Source organism: Burkholderia sp. BCC1985 (assembly GCF_905339915.1).
Classification (GTDB): domain Bacteria; phylum Pseudomonadota; class Gammaproteobacteria; order Burkholderiales; family Burkholderiaceae; genus Burkholderia.
Genome location: NZ_CAJPGY010000018.1, coordinates 25,821 through 48,477, shown reverse-complemented (window position 1 = coordinate 48,477; position 22,657 = coordinate 25,821). Strand labels below are relative to the sequence as shown.

The following is a 22,657-nucleotide window of genomic DNA, read 5'->3' as shown; positions in this document are numbered from 1 at the left end:
TTTGCAAGGTGGATGAAAATCAATTTACACAATCTGCCGGCAGGAAAAAAATAAATTTTCATCAGGGTTGTCACGCCCATTGCCGGGCCCGGCTGATGCAGTCGGCCCGTCGACGGCCGCTCGGCCCCGGCAAGCGGGCGTTCGGCGCTCGGTCGTGACGCAACGCGCCGGACACCCGATCTGCACGCCTATCGGGAATACCCCAAGCATGTTCGTTCGAATGCAGATTCACGTTGACCTGATTCGAATTCGAACATAGGATGCTCGAAAATGATCGGTCGTCCGATAACATCGGCTTTCGACAACATCGAAATGTTCGATTGAATGCGGTCATTTCGAGGAAAGCCGGGCGAATCGGCGCTCATTAAGATCGGACATCGTACAAATAAGACTGAACGAGACGCCCTAGCCGGGCGACTTGCATGGATCAGGAGACAGCAGTGAAAACAGTCAAGGCGTTGCGCTGGTGGATCATCGTGCTGGTATGCCTCGGCACGATCCTCAACTACCTCGCTCGAAATTCCCTCGCGGTGCTCGCACCGGAACTGAAGCAGGTGTTCGCGATCTCGACGCAGCAGTACTCGTATATCGTCGGCGCGTTCCAGATCGGCTACACGATCATGCAGCCGGTGTGCGGGTTCATCGTCGACCTGATCGGGCTGCGGCTCGGGTTCGCGCTGTTCGCGATGCTGTGGTCGGTGGTCGGCGTCGCGCACGGCTTCGCGTCGGGCTGGCTGTCGCTCGGCATCCTGCGCGGCTTGCTCGGGCTGTTCGAGGCCGCCGCGATTCCGTCGGGGATGAAGGCCGTCGCCGAATGGTTTCCCGATCGCGAGAAATCCGTCGCGGTCGGCTACTTCAACGCCGGCACGTCGCTCGGCGCCGCGATCGCGCCGCCGCTCGTCGTGTTCCTGTCGATGCGGTTCGGCTGGCAATCCGCGTTCATGGTCACCGGCGCCCTCGGCTTCCTGTGGGCCGCGCTCTGGTACACGCAGTACCGCTCGCCGGCCTATCATCCGCGCCTCACGTCGCAGGAGCGCACGCTGATCCGCGACGGCCAGGCCACGATGCCGGCCGTGTCGAAACGCCGGATTCGCGACGTCGTCACCGCGCGCCGCTTCTGGGCGATCGCGCTGCCGCGCTTCTTCGCGGAACCCGCATGGCAGACCTTCAGCTTCTGGATTCCGCTGTACCTCGCCACCGAACGCCACATGGCGCTCACGCAGATCGCCGTGTTCGCGTGGATGCCGTTTCTCGCGGCCGACCTCGGCGGCATCGCGGGCGGCTACCTGTCGCCCTACCTCGCGAACCGGTTCAAACTGCCGCTCGTGTGGTCCCGCGTCGCCGGCGTCGCGCTCGGTTCGGTGCTGATGCTCGGGCCGGCGATGATCGGGCTCGTGTCGTCGCCATACACGGCCATTGCCCTGTTCTGCGTCGGCGGCTTCGCACACCAGATGATCTCCGCACTCGTCAACACGCTGTCGGCCGACGTGTTCGATCCCGAGGAAGTCGGCACCGCCAGCGGCTTCGCGGGCATGGCCGCGTGGATCGGCGGGCTCGGCTTCTCGCTGCTGGTCGGCGCGCTCGCCGACAAGATCGGCTACGCGCCGCTGTTCGCGTGCCTCGGCCTGTTCGACATCATCGGCGTCACGCTGCTCGCGGTGCTGATCCGCGGGCAGTCGAAGCAGGAACGCCTGCTCGCGCAACACGCCTGACCTCCGTTTTCATCAGGAATCGCCTTCATGACTTCGCTTCTTCATCCGCCCGTGTTCCGCGTCGCCGCCCGCCAGGCGAACCGTGTGCTGCTCGCGTCCGACGCGGGCGCGACCCTCGAGATCTTCGTGCTCGAGGACGACATCGTGCGCGTGCGCGTGCTGCCCGACGCGACGCCGCGCAACCCGCGCACCTGGACGATCGCACCGGGCCTCGACGACGTGCCGCTCGAGGGCCGCGACCGTCTCGACCTCGGCGGCTTCGCGCTGCCCGTCTACGACTTCGGCGAAGACGACGGCGGCGTGCGCATCGAAACCGCGCAGGTCCGTCTCACGGTAAGCCGGCAAGGCGGCCATTGCACGTGGTCGATGCGTGGTGCCGACGGCGCGTGGCGCGTCGTGCTCGCCGACCGCGCGACGCAGGCGTACAACTTCGGCTGGTGGGACGACCGCGCCTATCACTACGTCGCCCGCGAGCGCGGCGACAAGGTGTTCGGCCTCGGCGAACGCGCGGGCGACCTCGACCGTACCGGCGCGCGCTTCGAGATGCGCAACATCGACGCGATGGGCTACAGCGCGAAGCACACGGACCCGCTCTACAAGCACATCCCGTTCTACGTCACCTGGTCGCCCGACGCGTGCCAGGGTTTCGGGCTGTTCTACGACACGCTGTCGGATTGCGCGTTCGACATGGGCCGCGAGCTCGACAACTACCACGGGCTGTACCGCTACTTCGTCGCCGAGCACGGCGATCTCGACTACTACTTCATCGCATCGCCCGACACGCCGCTCACGGCCGCACGACGCTTCACGTGGCTCACCGGGCGCCCGGCGCGCACGCCGAAATGGGGGCTCGGCTATTCGGGCTCGACGATGAGCTACACCGACGCGCCGGACGCGCAGCGCCAGATGAACCAGTTCGTCGAGCAGTGTGAATCGCACGACATCCTGTGCGATTCGTTCCACCTGTCGTCGGGCTATACGTCGATCGGCGCGAAGCGCTACGTGTTCAACTGGAACCGCGAGAAGTTTCCCGACGCGAAGGGTTTCGTGAAGCACTACCGCGACCACGGCATCCGCCTGTGCGCGAACATCAAGCCGTGCCTGCTGCGCGATCATCCCGCGTTCGACGACGCTGCACGGCGCGGGCTGCTGATCCGCTCGGCGTCCGGCGAGCCGGCGTGGGTGCAGTTCTGGGACGAGGTCGGCGCATATATCGACTTCACGCAACCGGACGCTTGCCGCTGGTGGCGCGAGCAGGTCACGTCGGCGCTGCTCGACTACGGGATCGAGTCGACCTGGAACGACAACAACGAATACGAGATCTGGTCGCCCGACGCGATCGCGCACGGCTTCGGCCAGCCATTTCCCGCGCGCGAGGCGAAAGTGCTGCAGACGATGCTGATGATGCGTGCGTCGCGCGACGCGCAGCGCGCGCATGCGCCGGCGCAGCGGCCGTTCCTCGTGTCGCGCTCCGGCGGCGCCGGCATGCAGCGTTATGTGCAGACCTGGTCCGGCGACAACTACACGTCATGGGAAACGCTGCGCTACAACCTGAAGATGGGCCTCGGGCTCGCGCTGTCGGGCGTGTCGAACATCGGTCACGACATCGGCGGCTTCTCCGGTCCCGCACCGTCGCCCGAGCTGCTGCTGCGCTGGGTCCAGTTCGGCATCTTCATGCCGCGCTTCAGCATCCATTCGTGGAATGACGACGGCACCGTCAACGAACCGTGGATGTATCCGGAGATCACCGCGCGGATCGCGTCGCTGATCAAGCAGCGCTACCGGCTGCTGCCTTATCTCTATCACCTGCTGTGGCTGTCGACCACGCGCTACGAGCCAGTGCTGCGGCCGACCTTCGGCGACTTCCCCCGCGACCCGCGCTGCTACGACGAATGCGACGACATGATGCTCGGCGACGCGCTGCTCGTCGCGCCGGTGGTCGACCCGGGCCGCACGGAACGCACGGTCTACCTGCCGTCGGGCGCGCGCTGGCTGTGCTGCGCGAGCGCGCGATCGTTCGACGGCGGCGCGAGCGTGACGCTGCCCGCGCCGCTCGACACGCCGGTGATGCTGTTGCGCGAAGGCCGCGTGCTGCCGCTGAACGTCGCCGAGCAACGCTTCGGCGCGCGCGCGGACACGCTCGGCTTCCTCGTCGCGCCGCGCATCGAGGACGGTGTCGCATACGGCGAATGCGTCGAGGACGACGGCGAAACGGAAGCGTGGCGCGACGGCGAATACGGGCTGTGGCGCATCGAGACCGGCCGCCAGGCGTCGGGCGAACTCGGCGTGTCGGTCCGCTGGGACGGCCGCATGCATCGCCCCGCCGAGCGCCTCGAGATCCTGCTGCCGGCGTCGCTGCAAGGCGCGCTTGCGGTGCGCGGCGCGCGCGTCGAGCACGATGCGCGGGACGGCGCGTGGCGTCGCCTCGTCGTGGCGCTCGACGACTGACCGCGCACGCTCGGGCACGCGCCGAGCCATGTTCAGGCGGACCGCGCACGCGGCCCGCCCCGCCATCCAAGAGGAGGCCGTCCAGCCTCCCGCCCCCTGAAGAGACCTGGAGATCGACAATGAAGGCACCGCATCATCATTATGCAATCCTGATTTTATCCGCCGCGTCGCTCGGCGCTTCCGCCGCCCATGCGCAGAGCAGCGTGACGCTGTACGGCGTGGTCGACGATTCGCTCGCGTACGTGAACAACCAGCAAGGCCACTCGAACGTGTACATGCGCGACGGCAACCTGTATGCGTCGAAGTTCGGGCTGCGCGGCGACGAGGATCTCGGCGGCGGCACGCACGCGATCTTCGACCTGCAATCCGGCTTCAACCTGAACACCGGCGCGCAAGCCGCCGCCGGCACGATCTTCAACCGCCAGGCCTTCGTCGGGCTGCGCAACGACCATTACGGCACGGTGACGGCCGGCCGCCAGTACACGCCGTACTTCCTGCTGGTCGGCCCCTACGCGTCGAGCAGCTGGCTGACCGGTGCGACCGGCGCGCATCCGGGCGACATCGACGGCCTCGACACGACCATCCGCGTGAACAACTCGGTCACCTATACGTCGCCGACCTTGTCCGGGCTGACCGCGAGCGCGATGTACGCGTTCGGCGGCATCGCCGGCGCGACCGGCAAGGGCAATACGTTCAGCGCCGCGCTGCGCTATGCGAACGGGCCGGTCGGAATCGCGGCCGGCTACCTGCGCATCAACAGTTCGGGTTCGTCTGCGGGGTTCCTGAATCCGGCGACCGCGGCGTCGGGCAGCTTCGCCGTGTCCGTGCTGAACCAGGGCTACCTGACCGCGAAGGCCGTCGAGCAGGTCGCGACGGCCGGCAACTACACGCTCGGCAACCTGACGATGGGCCTCAATTACTCGAACGTGAAGTACCTGCCCGGCAACGGCTCCGCGTTCGCGAACACGGCCGTGTTCAACACCTACGGCGCGCTCGCCGCGTACCGCTTCACGCCGACCTTCTCGGTGGCCGGCGCGTTCGCTTACACGCTCGCGTCGAAGGCGAACGGCGTGTCGAACGCGGCCCGCTACCAGCAGTATTCGCTGAAGGAGTCGTACAGCCTGTCGAAGCGCACGACGCTCTATGCGCTGCAGGCGTACACGCATTCGAGCGGGCGCACGCTCGGCGCGCAAGGTGCCGGCCATATCGTCGACGCGGCGCCGATCGTCGGCGACTCGCAGCAGCTCACGCCGTCGACGACGCACGGCCAGTTCGTCGGCATGGCCGGGATCGCCGTGACGTTCTGAAATCGCGGCAGCGCATCGCCTGCCGGCGCCCCGGACGGTCCGCATCGTCCGGGGCGCCGGATTCCGCGCCTCGTCTGCGCTCGGTCTGCGCTCCGTCGCACGCGCCGCGCAGTGCGAGGGTTTTCGCGATCGGCCCGATACCCTACAATTCATCAGGTTAATCCCTGCTGCTTGCCCCTTCTTGCAGTCCCGACACCGCGCTACACTCGACGCACGCCGTATCAGGGTCCGACGTGCGACGCGCGCGCCGGGCGGCATCGCGCCTCGTTGCGCCCACAACTGGATGCCAGCCATGCCAGGTTCCCGTCCCTCGACCCGCACGGCGTTCGAGCCGCAGGTCGTCGCCCCCAGCACGCACGCCACCGCGCGCGAGGCCATGCTGATGCCCTTCTTCCACTGGGGCTTCCATGCGTGGGCGATCTACGGGCTGACGGGGCTCGTGCTCGCGTACTTCGGTTTCCGCTACACCCCCCGGCTGACGCTGCGGTCCGGGCTGTATCCGATGCTGCGGGAGCGCGTGAACGGCCGGATCGGCCACGCGGTCGACGCGTTCATCGCATCGTGCGGACGCGTGGCCTCCGACGGAGTCGCACGATGAGCGGCCTGCTGCACGATCGCACCGGCGACTTCATCGCGCTCGCGACGCTCGCGGTGCTTTACCTCGGCGGCGTCGGCCTCGCGCTGTGGCGAATCCGCACCGCCGCGCCGCGCGGCAAGGTCTACTGGATCGTCTGCATCGCGTTGCTGGCCGGCGGTGCGATCGCGATCACCGCCAACCTGTCGCCCGTGCCGAACAGCGGCGAGATGCCGCCCGGTTTCGCGCTCGGCGTCGAGGCGGTGCTGCTCGGGCTCGCGCTCGTCGCGGCGGGCTGCGCGTGGCTGATGTTGCGTGCGAGGCGCGGCTGATATCTGTCGTTTGCGCGGCGGCGCGGCCTTGCCTCGTCATGCGCAAACGGCAGCGTGCATGCCGAACGTCGGTCGTCCTCGCAGCCTGACGCGTCATGCAGACGGCGCCCGCGCCGTGACGAGCCAGCACGCCGCGTCGAACCGCACGTCAGCGCCCTGCACGTAAGGCTCGAACGCAGCGCGCACCGTTTCGACCACGCGCCGCCGCGTCGCGTCGTCCGCGTCCTGAAGCGCGAGCCCGACCGGCCCGAGCCGCGCGATGTAGTCGTTCAACGCCGCCTCGGGCAACGCGCACGCCTGGTCGATCGGCTCGATCGCGATGTCGGCCCAGCCGCTGTCCGACAGCACCGACGCGATCCGCTGCCGGTCGCCGAACGCGAATTGCCCCGGCGCCCCCGGCTGCCGCGCCGGCAAGTCCGGCAGCAACGTTGCCGCGACACGTTCGGCCGTCGTCATGAACGGATTGTCGGCGGCGCCGCGCCATGCAACGAATCGCAGTTGCGCGTTCGCGCGCGCCGCTTGCCGCAGGTTCGCGAAGGCGCGCACCGGATCGTCGAAGAACATCACGCCGAAGCGCGACACGATCAGGTCGAACCGACCCGGCGCGAATGCATGCGTCTGCGCATCGGCATGCACGAAGCCGGCGCCCAGGCCGGCGCGTTCGGCACGCGCCCGTGCGGCGGCAATCATCCGCGCCGAAATATCGACGCCGGTACAGTGCGCGTGCGTGCCAAGCCGCCGTGCGATCGCGAGCGTCACCGCGCCGGTGCCGCAGCCGACGTCGAGCACGCTGCGCGCGGATGCCGCGGCCGCCGCGTCCGCGAGCAGCGTCTCGAACGGCTCGAACATCCGGTCGAGCGAGCGCTGCTCGTCGACCCATGCCAGCCCCGACGGACCATTCCACAGCGCAGACTGCGCTTCGTTTGCCCGGCTGTCTTTCATCATCGATTCTCCTTTTTCATCCGTATCATTCACCGTGATCCGGACTATGCTGCTTCAAGCCGGCTTGAGGTCAAGGCCGCGACCGCGGCACGACTCGCGCGCCGGCCGGCCGTCGGACTCCGCCCTTCACATTTCTTACACTCGCGCTGCGTATCGTTGACGACTTTCCTACGGTGCCTCTCATGCGACGACTCCTCCCGCGCGCACTGCTCGCGCGCTGCGCTCCGCTTGTTGCCCTCGCGGCGCTGTCCGCGTGTTCGAATCACATCGATACGCCCGCCGATCCGGCCAGTGCCGCGATCAACCTCCAGGCCGCGTGGGTCGAGATCGGCGACGCGAACCAGGCGATCGCACGCGTGATCACGAGCTACAGCCCCGCATCCGCGAGCGATCCGCTGTGCCCGCAACTGTCCGTCGACGGCAAGCTGTCGCGCATGACGCTGCGCGCCGGCGCCGCGACCGTCGCGCAGCGTCCGACGGCGAGCGCCGCGGCCGACTCGAAACCGTCGAGCTTCCCGGTGTCGGTCTGCGAAGCGGCGCTGCCGGCCGATGCGCAAACCGCGAGCGTCGCGGGCCGCGCACTGCCGCTGCCGAAAGCGCAGCCGCAGCGCATCGCGATCATCGCCGACACCGGCTGCCGGATGAAGAAGGCCGACAACGCATGGCAGGCGTGCAACGACGCGACGGTCTGGCCGTTCGACACGATCGCGGCGAGCGTCGCGAAGCTGTCGCCGGACCTCGTGCTGCACGTCGGCGACTATCACTACCGCGAAAACGCGTGCCCGCCCGACATCGCCGGCTGCAAGGACAGCCCGTGGGGCTATGGCTGGGATGCGTGGCAGGCCGACCTGTTCCGCCCGGCCGCGCCGCTGTTCGCGAAGGCGCCGTGGGTCGTCGTGCGCGGCAACCACGAGGAATGCGCACGGGCCGGCCAGGGCTGGTACCGCTTCCTCGATCCGCGCCCGTATTCGGCGGCCCGTTCGTGCGACGATCCGGCCAACGACGACGACGCGAACTACTCGGATCCCTATGCGGTATCGCTCGGCGGCGGCACGCAGGTGATCGTGTTCGACACCGCGAAGGTCGGCCGCAATCCGCTGAAGACGACCGACGCGCAATTCCGCATCTACCAGAAGCAGTTCCAGACGGTCGCGTCGCTCGCGTCGAAGGCCGGCATGTCGACGACGATCTTCACGAACCATCATCCGATCCTCGCGTTCGCGCCGATCGCCGGCAGCACGCCCGCGCCGGGCAACCTCGCGCTGCAGTCGGTGATGGCGAGCCTGAACGCGCAGGCGTACTACCCGCCCGGCATCCACGTCGCGCTGCACGGGCACGTGCACGACTTCCAGGCGATCAACTTCTCGTCCGGGCATCCGGCGACGATCGTGTCCGGCAACGGCGGCGACAACCTCGACGTCGCGCTGCCCGACCCGTTCCCCGCCGGCCTGACGCCGGCGCCGGGCGCCGTGATCGAACGGCTGTCGCACAACAACAGCTTCGGTTTCCTGATCATGGAGCGACGCGCTGCGCCGGCGACGGGCTGGGTGTTCCATGCGTATTCGGCGGCGGGCAAGCTGCTCGCGTCGTGCGACCAGTCGGGCAACACGCTCGCATGCGACAAGACGGGGTTCATCGCGCCGTGAGTGATGAAGTTCGATTGCATGGCGGTTTGATGGATTCTGCGGATTCGGTGGATTCGGTGGATTCGGTGGATCCGGCGGATTCGGCGGATTCGGCGTATGCGGCGTATGCGGCGTGTTCGGCGTGTTCGGCGGATACGGCCGGCTGCCGGGGACGAACGGCTGGATCGCGAAGGCAGCCGATTCCTTCGGTCGCCCTCGCCGGGCGTTCGGCGTCCGCCGCGGTTCCGGCCGCCGGCGGACGGGCGGTACGCGCCCTTGCCGCCGCCGTGCTCGCCGGAGCGGCGCTCGCGGCCCACGGCGCACCTGCCGAAACAACCCTGCTCCCCGGCGCGCCGCCGGCGCGCGTCGTCGGCACGATCGGCACCGGTACGCCGCAGGTGACCGACAAGGTCGACGCGGCCACCGCCCGTTTCGCGCCCGACCCGACGCTCGTTGCGCTGGGCCGCCGGATCTTCTTCGATCCGCGGCTGTCCGAGCCGCGCGGCACGTCGTGCGCGGGCTGCCACGATCCGGGGCGCGCGTTCGCGCCGACCTTGTCGGCCGCTTCGCTCGCGGGGCCGGGCGTGCCGGAAGGCAGCCGCCACGGGCGCTTCAGCCAGCGCAACGCGCCATCGCTGCTCTACGTGCGCTACGTGCCGCGCCGCCACTTCTACCAGGACGACGACGCGCCCGCGCCGTCGCCGTTCGGCGGCCTGTTCAGCGACGGCCGCGCGGACACGCTCGCCGAACAGATCCGCGGGCCGTTGTTCGACCCGAACGAGATGAACAACCGGTCGCCGGCCGCGCTGCTGCGCAAGGTCGACGGCACCGAACTGGCGGGCGATCTCGCCGCGCGCTTCGGCACGTCGGTGCGGCGCGATCCCGAGCAACTGGTGCGTGCGCTCGGCTCGGCCGTCGAGGCCTATCTGCAGAGCGACGAGATGGCGCCGTTCACGTCGCGCTTCGACGCGTTCCTGCGTACGCGCAAGCCGCTCGCGCCGGCCGAGATGCGCGGCCTGGCGCTGTTCCGCAATCCCGACAAGGGCAATTGCATGAGCTGCCATACGCTGTCGGAAACGTCGAGCCGGCCGGAGCGCTCGCTCTTCACCGATTTCGGCTACGACGCGATCGCGGTGCCGCGCAACCGCGCGCTGCCCGCGAACCGCGATCCGCGCCATTTCGACAACGGTCTGTGCGATACGGCTGCGCGGCTGCGCTGGCCCGAGCCGACGCAATGGTGCGGCTACCTGCGCACGCCGGGACTGCGCAACGTCGCGGTCAAGCAGACATTCATGCACAACGGCGTGTTCACGACGCTGCGCGACGCGGTCGCGTTCTACAACACGCGCTCGACCGACCCGGGCCGCTGGTATCACGGCGCCCGGACGTTCGACGACGTGCCGGCCGCCTATCGCGGCAACATCAACGTCAATTCGACGCCGATGAACCGTCGGCCCGACACGCCTCCCGCGCTGACCGATGCGGAAATCGACGACATCGTCGCGTTCCTCGGCACGCTGACCGACGCACGCTACGCGAATCCCGTCCCGCCCGCCGCGCGGATCGCCCGCACTGCCGCGCCGGCGCGTTGACCCTGGCCGAACGGCCAGGCGCGTGCGCATCCGCTTGCGGTCGCCGCAAACACTGGTTATATTTACAGTACTGTATTTATGAACAGTGAGGTGCTCGATGGAACATCTGGTCCGTATCGTCAACGACACCGATCGCCAAGTGCTGGCATGGCTGCGTGCGCAGGTCGGCGACGCCCGCGTCGAGCGTGCGGCGCGCCAGCTCGGGCATACGCGAAAGCCCTTTCCGTCGGCGGTATGCCGGTACCTGGGCATGAGCGCGCCGGCCACGCTGCGCCAGGCGGAGCGGCCGCGTGCCGCACGCGACTTCTCGGTCGGAGATCGCTATCTGTCGCTGATCCGTCAGCACCTCGCCGCGCATGCGGTCAGCCGATGAAATCGCCGAAATCGTATCGTCGGCGCGTCGCCGCGCGGCGGCCGGCCGCGGAGAATGCGGCGAGCCGGATCGGCCGGCCCGTGCTCTCGTCACGACCGCCGAGCCCGGTAGCCAACGCGCCAGCCCGGCCGACACGCGCCCTGCTCACGCAGCGGCCGCCGCGTCGCGTATCAACTGGCCGAGCGTTTCGATTGCCGCTTCATGTGCCGTGTCGAACACCCGCGTGCAGGCAAGCCGGATATACGCGTCAAAGCGGTCGGAATTCGAGAAGATCGCGCCTGGCGCGATCCTTACCCCGCGTGCGAGCGCGGCATCGAACAAGGCTTCGGAACGCACGCCGTCGGGCAGCGCGATCCACAGCAGCATGCCGCCGGGCGGCCGGTTCATCCGCGTGCCGGCGGGAAAATGGCGCGCGATCGCATCGATCGTCACATCGCGCTGCACGCGCAGCTGTTCGCGAAACCGGTGCAGGTGGCGGTCGAACGCACCCGAGCCGACGAATTCGGCCGCGACGGCCTGCAGCAACGCGGCGTTGTGCCGGCTTTGCGCGAACTTGAGCATCTTCACGCGCGCGTGCCAGCGGCCCGCGCTCATCCAGCCGAGCCGCATTCCGGGCGCCAGCACCTTGTTGAGCGACGGGCAATAGATCACCGTGCCGTCGCGATCCCATGCCTTCACGGGTTTTACCGCGTGCGGCGCTTCCACGAGTTCGCGATACGGCTCGTCCTCGATCACGGCCACGCCGTGACGCGAGCACAGCGCGACCAGCGCGGCCTTGCGTTCGTCGGGCATCACGCTGCCGAGCGGGTTCTGCAGATTCGGCACGACGACCACGGCCCGAATATCCGGGTACGCGGACAGCGCCACGTCGAGCGCTTCGATCGACAACCCGGTCGTCGGGCTGGCCGGAATCTCGAGTGCGCGCAGGCCGAGGCTTTCGAGCAGCTGGATCAACCCGAAAAAGGCCGGCGATTCGATCGCGATCGTGTCGCCGGGGCGCGCCACCGCGCGCAACGCGAGATTCACGGCATCGAGGCCGCCGCTCGTCGACATCACGTCGTCCGGCGACACGGTCACGCCGTACGACAACGCGCGTTTGGCCATCGTTTGCCGGAATTCGGCCGAACCGCCAACCGGCCCCGCGTCGGTCAGCAGCGTCGGCTTGCGCCGTAGCAGCCGGATCGCGAGCGCCTGCAGGCGCTCGGCCGGGTACAGCGTCGCCAGCGCGGATGCGCCACCGAGATTCAGCGCGTCGGGCGTCGCATTCGCGCGATCGATCACGCGCGACACGCGTTCGTGCAGCCCCGCGAACGGCGGCTCGACGCTCAGCGGCTGCCCGTCGCTTTCCGGCAGCGTGTCGAGCGCGGCCGCCGCGCGCCGGCGCACGAAGTAGCCCGAGCGCGGCCTGGCTTCGCACCAGCCCGTATCCTCGAGCCGCCGGAAGGCCTGGGTCGCGGTAGACAGGCTCACGCCGTGCTGCGCCATGAACGCACGCACGGACGGCATCCGGTCGCCGGGCGACAGCGTGCCGGCCGCGATGATGCGGCGGTAATGCTCGGCGAGCCGTTCGTAAAGCGGCTCGCCGGCCATCGGCAAAGTCATGCGGGAGGGATCGGTGATGGGCGTCATGCGGGCCATCCTGCCCGCGCGCCCGGGCGCACGCCAGATACAGATTCCGGGGAAACTCACCGATACAGCAACATGAAATCGCCGTCTGCACCGTAACAGATACCCGTCCCCTGAATCTGTCCTGCCCGCACGCGTTTCCTTAACCTGATTGCACGCTGTCGCCCTGCCATCGCCGGGCCGCGCAACCGGGAAAAGGACACGCCATGCGGACGCACGACATCCGGCTCGACGCCGGGCAAAGCCACTTTGCGTGGTTCGACAAGGGCAGCCGCGTCATCGTGCTCGACGGCGCGCTCGCGGTCACGTTACGTCACGGCGGGCTCGACTGGCTGCCCGATGCGCCGCAATACGTTCGCGGCGTGCTCGACGAGGGCGAATGCCTGACGATCGAGACGGCCGGTCACGTGGCATTGTCCGCCGGCGGCGCCGGGCCGGTTGCCGCGACCGTCGCGGCGCCCGTGGCCAGGCCCGGCGTGTTCGCGGTGTGGCGTGCGTGGCTGCAGCGGGCGTCCGCGCGGCTGCTCGGCGAGCGGCATGTGCACGAGCAGTCCTGACGCGGCGGCTACACGCCGTCGCCGGTGTCGCCACGCAATCACCGTGTCGCTCCACCCGGCGACGAATTCGAGCCCGGCCGCGCGACGGCTACACACCGTCGCCGTTGTCGCCGCACGATCAGCGTGTCGCCCCCCGGCGACGAATTCGAGCCCGACCGCGCGACGCCTACACGCCGTCGCCGTTGTCGCCGCACGATCACCGTGTCGCTCCCCGGCGACGAATTCCAGCCCTGCCGGCGCCCTCGCCGGGCCGATTCGGCCACGCCGACAACCTCGGCCGCAGCAGCCGCGCGTTGCTACCGCACCTTCCGCGCGCGCTCGATCCATTCGAACAATGCCATCCCGGCCAGCATCGCGCCGACGAACGCGATGCCCTTCACGGACCCGAGCCCGATGGACACGATCGCCGGCCCCGGGCAGAACCCGGCAAGCCCCCAGCCGATGCCGAACACGGCGCTGCCGGCGACGAGGCGCACGGTAATCGTCCGCACGGCCGGCCACTGGATCGGCAGGCCGAGCAACGACCGCGTCCGGTGCTTCGCCCATGCGAACGCGAACACGGCGACGCCGATCGCGCCGGCCATCACGAATGCGAGCGACGGATCCCAGCGGCCGGCCAGGTCGAGAAAGCCGAGTACCTTCTGCGGGTTGGCCATCCCCGACACGATGAGGCCGACGCCGAACACCAGCCCCGCGAGAAACGCGAATCCTGCCTGCATGTCAGCCCCCGAGTACGTGCCGTTGCACGAATACGGTCGCGAAGCCCGCGACCATGAAGACCGCCGTCGCGACGATCGAGCGCGTCGCGCCGCGCGACAGCCCGCAGACGCCGTGACCGCTCGTGCATCCGCCCGCATAGCGCGTGCCGATCCCGACCAGCAGGCCGGCCGCCAGCAACTCGCCCCAGCCTGCATCGACCTGCGGCGTCACGGCGGCACCGGCGACACGCATCAGCAGCGGCGCGGCGATCAGCCCGGCGACGAACGCGGCACGCCAGCCGCGCTCCGCCGCACCGGCCGTGAACAGGCTGCCGACGATACCGCTGATTCCGGCGATCCGCCCGTTGAACGCCATGAGCCACGCGGCCGCAAGCCCGATCAGCACGCCACCGGCAAGCGACAGCCACGGCGTGAAATGAAGCGCATCAAGCTGCATCGCGCGTCCCCTTCGCGGCCGGGCCGCAGAACTGTTCGTACAGCACGCCCATCACCGCGATCGCAGCCGGGCTGTCGAGCGAGTAGTGAATGTTCTTGCCTTCGCGGCGCGTGCGGACGAGCGCGTTGTCCCGCAACACGCCGAGCTGCTGCGACAGTGTCGGCTGGCGAATATCCAGCCGCGCCTCGAGATCGCTCACGCAGCGTTCGCCCTGCGACAGTTCGCACAGCAGCAGCAAGCGATCGGGATTGGACAGTACCTTGAGCAGCGCGCACGCCGATTCGGCGGCGGCGCGCATCTGATCGGGCTCGGGCAGCCCGGTGGAAGGGTCGGCGTTCATGAGGGCGATCGCATTCGATTAACGAATCGATATTATATATATTTATATATCGTTGACTCGTACTTTCGGTCGGCGCCATCAGAAATCAGAAAAAAGGAAAGCGCCGTCTGCGACGCCCACCCCTGCCTCCGCTACGCCTGCTCGCCGGCAAGCGCATCGGCTGCCGCCGCGCGCTTCTCGCCGGCCCGTACCGCGCCCAGCACCAGCACCGCGATCCCGGCGATCACGCACGGCACCGCGACGAATGCGAAGGCGATCGGCAACTGCAGCCCCATCGCGAGCATCGCCCCGCCCGCCATCGAACCGACGACCGACCCGCCGCGGCCGATCCCGTTCGCCCAGCTCACGCCCGTGGTCCGGCACTCGGTCGGGTAGAACGCGGCCGACAGCGCGTTCGCGCCGACCTGCGAGCCCGACACGCAGAAGCCCGCCGCGAACACGACCAGCGCGGCGCCCGCCGGCGACGCGGCCAGCACGCCGATCGCCGCGACGAACACGCCGGCCGCCGCATAGCTGCATGCCAACACGCGATGCGGATCGAAGCGGTCCATCAGCCCGCCGAGCACGATCGCGCCGAGCGTGCCGCCGACCTGGAACATCGCGGTCACGCGCGCGGCCGTCTGCAACGTCGCGCCGGTCGTGCGCAACAGCGTCGGCAGCCAGCTCGACAACAGGTAGATGACGAGCAGGCTCATGAAGAACGTGAGCCACAGCAGCAGCGTGCCGCGCAGCAGGTCGGCGCCGAACAGGCGGCCGAGCGGCGAAGCGGCCGGCTTGCCGCGCGGTGCGATGAACGACGCGTGCGCGAGATGCGGGTCCGGTGCGATGCGTGCGAGCATCGCCGCGACCCGTTCGCGCGCCGCGCCGGTGTTGACGAGGTAGCGCACCGATTCGGGCAAGCGCCATGCGAGCACCGGCAGAAGCAGCAGCGGCGCGGCACCGCCGACGACGAGCACCGCGCGCCAGCCGTCGCGTTCGATCAGCGACGCGGCCGCGAGTCCGCCGAGCGCGGAGCCGATCGTGAAGCCGCAGAACATCGTCGTCACGAGCAGCGAGCGCCGCCGCGCGGGGCAATACTCGGACGTCAGCGTGATCGCGTTCGGCATCGCGCCGCCGAGCCCGAGGCCCGTCACGAAGCGCCACGCGATCAGTTCGGTCAGACCGCCCGCGCTCGCCGACGCCGCACTCGCGATGCCGAAACACGCGACACAGGCGAGCAGCAGGCGCTTGCGGCCGAACCGGTCGCCGAACGGCCCGAACACGAGCGCACCGGCCATCAGCCCGGCGAGCCCCGCGCCGAACACCGGCGCGAGCTGCGCGGGCGACAGGCCCCATTCCGCGCGAATGACGGGGGCGATGAACCCGATCGATGCCGTGTCGAAACCGTCGATCGCGACGATCAGGAAGCACAACACGACGATCGCGGCCTGAAACGGCGCAACGCGATGCCGGTCGATCCATTCGCTGACGTCGATGGACAGCGTATCGGCCATGATGATGTCTCCTCCATGAAGGCGGTCGCGCGCGATGTCGTTGAAATGCGCGCCGCCGGATGCAAACCGAAATGCGTCAGGCAACGGATTTCAGGCAATCCTGCGCGCGCCAGCCGTGCAGCCAGTCGAGCGAATCGTAGAACTGCGCCTGCGTGCGTCCGACCCACAGCGCGTTGCGCACCTGCCGCTCGACGCCCTTCGCGTGATAGATCCGCCCCATCTCGCGCGCCGAATACAGCACGCGCGCGGTGCGCGGAATCCGCACGCGCTCGTACAGCGCAAACGCGGCCTCGAAGTCGCCGTCGGTCTGCGCGACGGCCGCGCCGAGCGTCACCGCATCCTCGAGCGCCTGGCACGCGCCCTGCGCGAGGTATTGCGTCATCGGATGGGCAGCGTCGCCGAGCACCGTCGCGCGGCCCGCACTCCAGCGCTCGACCGGGTCGCGGTCGGCGGTCGCCCAGCGCTTCCACGACGTCGGCCGGTCGAGCATCTGCTTCGGCAGCGGATGGATGCCGTCGAAGTACGACAGCACTTCCTCCTTGCTGCCGTCGCGCACGCCCCAGGTTTCCCGCTCGCGGCTGTGGAACGTGACGACGAGGTTGTACTGCCGGCCGCCGCGCAGCGGATAGTGGACGAGATGGCAATGCGGGCCGGCCCAGACGACCGGCGCATTGATCTGTAGATCCTTCGGCATGTTGTCGACGTCGACGACCGCGCGATACACGACGTGCCCCGTCACGCGATGCGCGTCGCCGATCAGCGCTTGACGGATCGCGGACTTCACGCCGTCGCAGCCGATCACCGCATCGGCGCGATAACGCTCACCGTGCTGGTCGATCACGGTCACGCCGTGGCCGTCCTGCTCGAACTCGCACACCTGCGTGCTGGTCCGGAACTCGATCAGCGGATGATCCTTGACCGCCTCGTAGATCGACAGGTGGATGTCCGCGCGATGGATCACCGCATACGGGTTACCGAAGCGCTCGCGATACGCGGCGCCCGTATCGATGCACGCGACTTCCCGCGCATCGACCGCATCCATCAGTTGCAGCCGGTCGGTAAACACTGCCCGGTCGCGCGCGGCCTCGCCGACACCCAGCGCGTCGAGCGCGTTGAACGCGTTTGCGGCGAGCTGGATGCCCGCGCCGATCTCGCCGATTTGCGCGGCCTGCTCGAGCAGCTTCACGCGAATGCCCTGGCGCGCGAGCGCCAGCGCCGCCGCGAGCCCGCCGATGCCGCCGCCGATCACGAGTACGCGTCGGCCTGTGTTGTGTGTCTCGCCCATGTCTGTCTCCTGCTTCGTGTTACGCGACGTAGTCCGGTTGCCGCTGCGGCTGCGCTGCGTCGAATGCCGGCTCGCGCCGTGCGTGTTCATGAATCGCCAGGCTGCGTGGATACGCGCTCAGGTCGCAATCCATCCGCAGCGCGTTCGCGACCTGCGGCACGAGGCATACGTCGGCGAGCGTCGGCGCCTCGCCGAAACACCACGGGCCCGTGTCCGCGCGCGCGAGCAGACGCTCGACGCCGGCCATCCCTTCCGCGACCCAGTGCCGGTACCACGCACTCTTCTGCTGCGGCGTGACCTGCAGTTCGCTGTCGAGGTAGCGCAGCACCCGCAGGTTGTTGACCGGGTGGATATCGCATGCGATCAGCGTCGCGAGTTCCAGCACGCGTGCGCGCTGCCGCGGTTCGAGCGGAATCAGCCGCGGCGCCGGATGAATCCGGTCGAGGTAGTCGATGATCGCGAGCGACTGGCCGAGACGGAAATCGCCGTCGACGAGCGCCGGCACCGACGCCGACGGATTCACCTGCGCGACGTAGCCGGCCTCGCGGTGCTCGCCCGTGCGGATGTTCACGGGCAGCGTGTCGTACGACAGTCCTTTCAGCGCGAGCGCGATGCGCACCCGATAGGACGTCGAACTGTTGAAGAAGCTATGCAGTTGCACGATGTGACCTTTCGAGGAAAGCGAGGCGCGCGTCAGACCACGCGCACGGCCAGTTCGCCGAGCCGCTCGACGCCGACCTGCATCACGTCGCCCTTGACCACCGCGCCGACGCCTTCCGGCGTGCCGGTGAAGATCACGTCGCCCGGTTCGAGGCGGAAGAACTTCGACAGGTCGGCGACCGTTTCCGCGACCGACCAGATCAGGTGCGACACGTCGCTCTTCTGCTTCGTCGCGCCGTTGACCGTCAGCCACAGGCCGGCCTGCTTGAAATGACCGACTTCGCTCGCCGGATGCACGGGGCCGATCGGCGCGGAACGGTCGAACGCCTTGCCGATTTCCCACGGCCGGCCCATCTCGCGCATCTTCATCTGCAGGTCGCGGCGCGTCATGTCGAGGCCGACCGCATAACCCCACACGTGCTCGAGCGCACGCTCGAGCGGAATGTCAGCGCCGCCCTTGCCGATCACCGCGACGAGTTCGGCTTCGTAGTGATAGTTCTGCGTCTGCGCCGGATACGCGAGATCGAGCGTTTCGCCGTAGGCGACCGGCACGATCGAATCGGCCGGCTTGCAGAAGAAGAACGGCGGTTCGCGATCGGGATCGAAGCCCATTTCGCGCGCATGGGCCGCGTAGTTGCGGCCGACGCAGTACACGCGGCGCACCGCGAAACGGGCGTCGCTGCCGGCGACGGGAAGCGCCACCGGCGCTTCGGGCGGGAAAACATAAGTCATGAACGGCTCCAGCGTAGGCATGAAGGAAGGAACGCGCGCCGCGTCGGCGACGCACGCAACGAAGCGGGGAAAACCGGCGTCAGTCGCGCGCTTCGCGCAGCAGGTTCAGCGCGGACAGCACCGGCCGGTCGGAATAGCTGAACAGCACGCTGTCGGCCGACGCCGACAGCCGCACCGGCGCCCACGACGGCACGACGAAGATGTCGTGCGGCTCGAACGCGAACGCGTCGCCGCCGACGTGCGCGGTGCCGCTGCCTTCGACGACGCAGTAGATCGTCGCGTCGGTGCTGCGATACGTGCGGCCGTCGAAGCCGGCCGGCAGGAACTGCATGAAGGTCGCGATCGTCGGCATCGGCCAGCCGCCCGTGGCGGGGTTCACGTAGCGCAGCTTCACGCCGTCCCACGCGTCGAGTTCGCCGTTGCGGTACAGCGCGTCGAGCGCGTCGCGGGTGCGCGCATACGGATAGCTGAACACCGGCGACGTCGGATCGCTCGCGCGATGCCGCACCGGTACCATGTTGTGGCCGAAGCGCGCGAAGCTGTCGCCTTCCGCGCGGCTCACCGGCTGCTCGGCCGTCGGATGGTTTTCGGCGAAACCCGCGTCGAGGTTCGCGACGAGCGGAATGTCGAGCCCGTCGAGCCACACGACCGGCTCGCCGCCGTCTTCCACCGCCGGGTTGCCGTGGTCGTGCCACGCCCACGACGGCGTGATGATGAAGTCGCCCGGATGCATCGTCGTGCGCTCGCCGTTCACCGCGGTCCATGCGCCCTTGCCTTCGATGATGAAGCGCAGCGCCGACTGCGTATGGCGGTGGCTCGGCGCGATCTCGCCGGGCAGGATCAGCTGCAGGCCTGCGTACAGGGTCGGCGTCATGCTCGACTTGCCGGGCAGGCCCGGGTTCTCCAGCACCAGCACGCGGCGCACGGCTTCTTCCGCGCTGATCACGCTGCCGGCCTGCATCACCAGGTCGCGCACCCGCGCGTACTTCCAGATCGCGGCCTGCGCGGCCGGCTGCGGCGTCTTCGGCACGAGGTTGTGCAGCGATTCCCACAACGGCGCGAGACGCTGCTCGGCGATCCGGACGTAGTAATCGGCGCGCGACGTATCCGGGTGTCGGCTGGTCATGATGTCTCCTTGGGGCGGCCGATCGCGGTCGGCGCTGTGTCGGGTCGGGGACCGCGTGCCGCAGTCCGTTAGCGCATTTATATTCGACGCAGACATACCCGGTAAAATGGTGAAATCATCTAATCCATATTGATTCGGATATACCTTCCGATACGGAGCGTGCGATGGACTGGACCCACCGGCTGCGCTTGCGGCACCTGCAGGTCCTGCTGAGCCTGGCCAGCACGGGCAACCTGAGCCAGTCGGCGGCTGCGCTCGCGACCACCCAGCCGGCGCTGTCGAAATGGCTGAAGGAACTCGAGGAGGATGTCGGCCTGCCGCTGTTCGAGCGGCATGCGCGCGGCTTGCGGCCGACGGCCTACGGCGACGCGCTGATCGAGCATGCGCGCCGCGTGGAGGCGCAGCTCGACGTCGCGCGCGACGACATGGCCGCGCTGCGCGAAGGCGGCAGCGGCCTGGTCACGATCGGCACGTCGGGCGTCGCGGCCGCCGATACGGTGCCGCTCGCGGTATCGCAGTTGCTGAAGCGGATGCCGCGCGCGCAGGTGCGGCTCGCGGAGAGCACGATGAACCAGCTGATGCCGCAGCTCGCGCGCGGTGAGCTGGACATCGTCGTCGGCCGTTCAGGGTCTGCGTCCGTCGATCCGCACCTGCACGCCGAAGCGCTGTATGTCGATCCGGTGGTGTTCGTCGCGCGGCCCGATCACCCGCTCGTCGGCGCGGCATCCGTCGGCTGGGACGAGGTGCTGGCCTGCTCGTGGATCGTCTGGCCGCCCGGCACCCCCGTGCACAACGCGCTGCAGGTCGCGCTGACGGCCGCCGGGCGCGTGCAACCGCCGCATTGCGTCGAATCGAATTCGTCGATCCTGAACCTCACGCTGCTGAACAACACCGACCTGCTCGGCGTCGCATCGCATCGTGCCGCGCGGCGCTTCGAGCAATTGAACGCGATCCGCATCCTGCCGATGCGGCTCGAGGGCCAGGGCGCGGTGTCGATCTACTGGCATCCGGACAGCGCGAAGCGCGCGGCCGTGGCCGCCGCGATCGAGTGCCTGCGTGCCTGTGCGGCGCCGCAGGTGGGCGGATGGGAGAAAGTGAAGGCGGAGTGAGCGACGCAGCGACCCGGCGCGAACCGGGCGCTGCGCCGTGGCGCATCAGGCGCCGTCGCAGGACGCGATGTCGTCCAGCATCAGCGTGCCGACTCGCGCGGGCACGAGCGGCGTGCGCGGCACCGGCGGCGTCCAGCCGAACAGCGCCTGCGCAGCCGCGCCGCACACGCGGCCCTGGCATGCGCCCATCCCGCAGCGCGTCTGCAGCTTCGCGGCCGTCCAGCCCGGCGCAGGCGCGGCCGCGTCTGCGACCGCGTCGAAGCGCACGTCCTCGCAACGGCACAGCAGCGTGTCGGGGCGCGCGAGCTTGCGAATCGGCTCGCGTATCGCGAAGCGCTCGCGCACCGCATCCGCGAACGCCTGCCAGTGCGCGCGCCGCGCAATCCGCTCGGCCAGCGGCGCCGTCTGCCCGGTGGCCGCGTAGCCGGCGATTTCGCCTTCGACCATCGCCAGTTCGCTGCCGCCGACACCCGTGCACTCGCCCGCCGCGAAACAGCCGTCGCGGCTCGTGCGCTGATGCGCGTCGACCACCACCGCGCCGTTTTCTATCCGGCAGCCGAGGTGGCTCGGCAGCACGGTGTTCGGCACGAGGCCGAAGCCGCACGCGAGCCTGTCGCAGTCGACCTCGAACTCGCGCTCGCCCTGCCGGATCCGCACGCGTTCGAGCCGCTTGTCGCCGAACGCCTCGACGACGTGGGCATTGGGCCGGTAGGCTGCCGTGACGAGCTTCGCCGCCTGCATGAGTTTCGACGGCCAGCGCCAAAGCCCCGCGCCGAAACCGGCCACGTCGCTCCACGCCGCCTGTTCGAGCACGTGCGACACCTGCGCGCCGGCCTGACGGGCCGTCGCCGCGCTCGCGAGCAGCAGCGGGCCGCTGCCGGCGATCACCGTGCGCTGCCCGCGCACGTCGTGGCCGTACTTGATCAGGGCCTGCAGGCCGCCCGCGCCGGTCACGCCCGGCAGCGTCCAGCCCGGGAACGGCAGCAGCAGCTCGCGCGCACCGCAACACACGATCAGCGTGTGGAATTCGAGCAGGAAGCCGCGCTCGTCGTCCTCGAGCAGCAGCGTGCCCGGCTGCGTTTCGGCCACGATGCGCGTGGCCGCGAGATGCGTGACGTTCGGCTGACGCAGCACGGCCAGGCGTTCCGCCGCGGCCGGCACCGGCGTCGCGGCCGCCGCCTGGCGCCAGATCTGCCCGCCCGCGCGCGGATTGTCGTCGACGATCGCGACCGTCGCGCCGCTTCGTGCGGCGGCTCGCGCCGCCGACAGCCCGGCCGGGCCCGCGCCGACAATCGCGACGTCGACGCTCAGTCGTTCCTGTTTCGCCGTGCTCATCGCGTGCGCTCCACCCGCTTCCCGTCGCGGCACAGCGTCTGGCAAGCCAGGCGGCGGCGGCCGTCGATCGTCATCCTGCACTCCTGGCAGATGCCCATACCGCAAAACGGCGCGCGCGCCGCACCCGTGCACGACACGCGCGTCGTGTCGTCACCGCTCGCCGCGACGGCGGCCGCGACGGTCGCACCGTCGGCCACCGTCAGCGCGCGGCCGTCCAGATGAATGATCATGTGAGCCTCCGGCGGGCCGCCCCCGCGGGGGGCGCCTTGCATGGGACCGGGGTAAGCGCTGAAGCGCCAACTCCGGTCGACGGCGAACGAAGTGTGCGTGGGGG

General features: G+C 69.2%; 21 protein-coding genes and 1 pseudogene. 10 read left to right on the top strand and 12 right to left on the bottom strand.

Annotation, left to right across the window (positions count from 1 at the left end; genetic code table 11):
* The first annotated feature begins 440 nt into the window (after positions 1 to 440).
* The 5 genes and pseudogenes from U4Z31_RS19925 (at position 441) to U4Z31_RS19905 (ending at position 6,373) form a co-directional block, all read left to right on the top strand.
* Positions 441 to 1,712, top strand: coding sequence for an MFS transporter (locus tag U4Z31_RS19925; protein ID WP_124519659.1), 1,272 nt, complete (start codon positions 441 to 443; stop codon positions 1,710 to 1,712).
* Positions 1,713 to 1,739: 27 nt separating this feature from the next.
* A complete protein-coding gene (locus U4Z31_RS19920; RefSeq protein WP_321811174.1) occupies positions 1,740 to 4,160 on the top strand; it encodes a glycoside hydrolase family 31 protein in 2,421 nt (806 codons plus the stop codon).
* A gap of 119 nt (positions 4,161 to 4,279) precedes the next feature.
* Positions 4,280 to 5,467, top strand: coding sequence for a porin (locus U4Z31_RS19915; RefSeq protein ID WP_044842903.1), 1,188 nt, complete (start codon positions 4,280 to 4,282; stop codon positions 5,465 to 5,467).
* 328 nt (positions 5,468 to 5,795) lie between these two features.
* Positions 5,796 to 6,056 (top strand): annotated as a pseudogene (locus U4Z31_RS19910) (BCCT family transporter); the annotation flags it as partial.
* A 5-nt stretch (positions 6,057 to 6,061) separates the two neighbouring features.
* Positions 6,062 to 6,373 carry a hypothetical protein gene (locus tag U4Z31_RS19905; RefSeq protein WP_044843140.1) on the top strand — a complete coding sequence of 104 codons (312 nt, stop codon included), beginning with the start codon at positions 6,062 to 6,064 and terminating at the stop codon, positions 6,371 to 6,373.
* Between the two features lie 93 nt (positions 6,374 to 6,466).
* On the opposite strand, the gene U4Z31_RS19900 is transcribed toward U4Z31_RS19905, so the two are convergent.
* Positions 6,467 to 7,315 (bottom strand): class I SAM-dependent methyltransferase, encoded by an 849-nt coding sequence (locus tag U4Z31_RS19900; RefSeq protein ID WP_321811240.1) that lies wholly within the window; start codon positions 7,313 to 7,315, stop codon positions 6,467 to 6,469.
* 182 nt (positions 7,316 to 7,497) lie between these two features.
* Between U4Z31_RS19900 and U4Z31_RS19895 the strand changes: the two genes are divergently transcribed.
* From U4Z31_RS19895 to U4Z31_RS19885, 3 genes are all read left to right on the top strand, one after another.
* On the top strand, positions 7,498 to 8,961 hold the full coding sequence (locus U4Z31_RS19895; RefSeq protein ID WP_321811173.1) for a metallophosphoesterase: 1,464 nt from the start codon (positions 7,498 to 7,500) through the stop codon (positions 8,959 to 8,961).
* Positions 8,962 to 9,227: 266 nt separating this feature from the next.
* Complete coding sequence (locus U4Z31_RS19890) at positions 9,228 to 10,532, top strand: cytochrome-c peroxidase (RefSeq protein ID WP_415750292.1); 1,305 nt, start codon at positions 9,228 to 9,230, stop codon at positions 10,530 to 10,532.
* Positions 10,533 to 10,629: 97 nt separating this feature from the next.
* The gene (locus tag U4Z31_RS19885) at positions 10,630 to 10,905 is read left to right on the top strand and encodes a hypothetical protein (protein ID WP_057928306.1); all 276 of its coding nucleotides are present in this window, start codon (positions 10,630 to 10,632) and stop codon (positions 10,903 to 10,905) included.
* 144 nt (positions 10,906 to 11,049) lie between these two features.
* Here the strand turns inward: U4Z31_RS19885 and U4Z31_RS19880 are convergent, their stop codons facing one another.
* Complete coding sequence (locus tag U4Z31_RS19880; protein WP_321811172.1) at positions 11,050 to 12,534, bottom strand: PLP-dependent aminotransferase family protein; 1,485 nt, start codon at positions 12,532 to 12,534, stop codon at positions 11,050 to 11,052.
* A gap of 203 nt (positions 12,535 to 12,737) precedes the next feature.
* On the opposite strand from U4Z31_RS19880, the gene U4Z31_RS19875 reads away from it, so the two are divergent.
* Positions 12,738 to 13,088 carry a hypothetical protein gene (locus tag U4Z31_RS19875; protein WP_321811171.1) on the top strand — a complete coding sequence of 117 codons (351 nt, stop codon included), beginning with the start codon at positions 12,738 to 12,740 and terminating at the stop codon, positions 13,086 to 13,088.
* A gap of 296 nt (positions 13,089 to 13,384) precedes the next feature.
* Here U4Z31_RS19875 and U4Z31_RS19870 read toward each other — a convergent pair whose 3' ends face one another.
* From U4Z31_RS19870 to gtdA, 8 genes are all read right to left on the bottom strand, one after another.
* On the bottom strand, positions 13,385 to 13,807 hold the full coding sequence (locus tag U4Z31_RS19870) for a DUF6691 family protein (protein ID WP_044842895.1): 423 nt from the start codon (positions 13,805 to 13,807) through the stop codon (positions 13,385 to 13,387).
* A 1-nt stretch (position 13,808) separates the two neighbouring features.
* Complete coding sequence (locus tag U4Z31_RS19865; RefSeq protein WP_044842894.1) at positions 13,809 to 14,243, bottom strand: YeeE/YedE family protein; 435 nt, start codon at positions 14,241 to 14,243, stop codon at positions 13,809 to 13,811.
* Positions 14,233 to 14,583, bottom strand: a complete 351-nt coding sequence (locus tag U4Z31_RS19860) for an ArsR/SmtB family transcription factor (RefSeq protein WP_044842893.1) — start codon at positions 14,581 to 14,583, stop codon at positions 14,233 to 14,235. The genes U4Z31_RS19865 and U4Z31_RS19860 overlap by 11 nt, the downstream gene beginning before the upstream one ends.
* 131 nt (positions 14,584 to 14,714) lie before the next feature.
* A complete protein-coding gene (locus U4Z31_RS19855; protein ID WP_321811170.1) occupies positions 14,715 to 16,076 on the bottom strand; it encodes an aromatic acid/H+ symport family MFS transporter in 1,362 nt (453 codons plus the stop codon).
* 76 nt (positions 16,077 to 16,152) lie between these two features.
* The gene (locus U4Z31_RS19850) at positions 16,153 to 17,361 is read right to left on the bottom strand and encodes a 3-hydroxybenzoate 6-monooxygenase (RefSeq protein ID WP_321811169.1); all 1,209 of its coding nucleotides are present in this window, start codon (positions 17,359 to 17,361) and stop codon (positions 16,153 to 16,155) included.
* Positions 17,362 to 17,380: 19 nt separating this feature from the next.
* Positions 17,381 to 18,022: a maleylacetoacetate isomerase gene (gene maiA / locus U4Z31_RS19845; RefSeq protein ID WP_321811168.1), complete on the bottom strand. Its 642-nt coding sequence runs from the start codon at positions 18,020 to 18,022 to the stop codon at positions 17,381 to 17,383.
* 32 nt (positions 18,023 to 18,054) lie between these two features.
* Positions 18,055 to 18,753 (bottom strand): fumarylacetoacetate hydrolase family protein, encoded by a 699-nt coding sequence (locus tag U4Z31_RS19840; RefSeq protein ID WP_321811167.1) that lies wholly within the window; start codon positions 18,751 to 18,753, stop codon positions 18,055 to 18,057.
* Positions 18,754 to 18,832: 79 nt separating this feature from the next.
* Complete coding sequence (gtdA, locus tag U4Z31_RS19835) at positions 18,833 to 19,879, bottom strand: gentisate 1,2-dioxygenase (RefSeq protein ID WP_321811166.1); 1,047 nt, start codon at positions 19,877 to 19,879, stop codon at positions 18,833 to 18,835.
* Positions 19,880 to 20,043: 164 nt separating this feature from the next.
* Between gtdA and U4Z31_RS19830 the strand changes: the two genes are divergently transcribed.
* On the top strand, positions 20,044 to 20,988 hold the full coding sequence (locus U4Z31_RS19830; RefSeq protein ID WP_044842887.1) for a LysR family transcriptional regulator: 945 nt from the start codon (positions 20,044 to 20,046) through the stop codon (positions 20,986 to 20,988).
* Positions 20,989 to 21,033: 45 nt separating this feature from the next.
* Here U4Z31_RS19830 and U4Z31_RS19825 read toward each other — a convergent pair whose 3' ends face one another.
* Complete coding sequence (locus tag U4Z31_RS19825) at positions 21,034 to 22,323, bottom strand: FAD/NAD(P)-binding oxidoreductase (RefSeq protein ID WP_321811165.1); 1,290 nt, start codon at positions 22,321 to 22,323, stop codon at positions 21,034 to 21,036.
* Positions 22,320 to 22,553: a 2Fe-2S iron-sulfur cluster-binding protein gene (locus U4Z31_RS19820; protein ID WP_321811164.1), complete on the bottom strand. Its 234-nt coding sequence runs from the start codon at positions 22,551 to 22,553 to the stop codon at positions 22,320 to 22,322. The genes U4Z31_RS19825 and U4Z31_RS19820 overlap by 4 nt, the downstream gene beginning before the upstream one ends.
* Positions 22,554 to 22,657 lie beyond the last annotated feature (104 nt).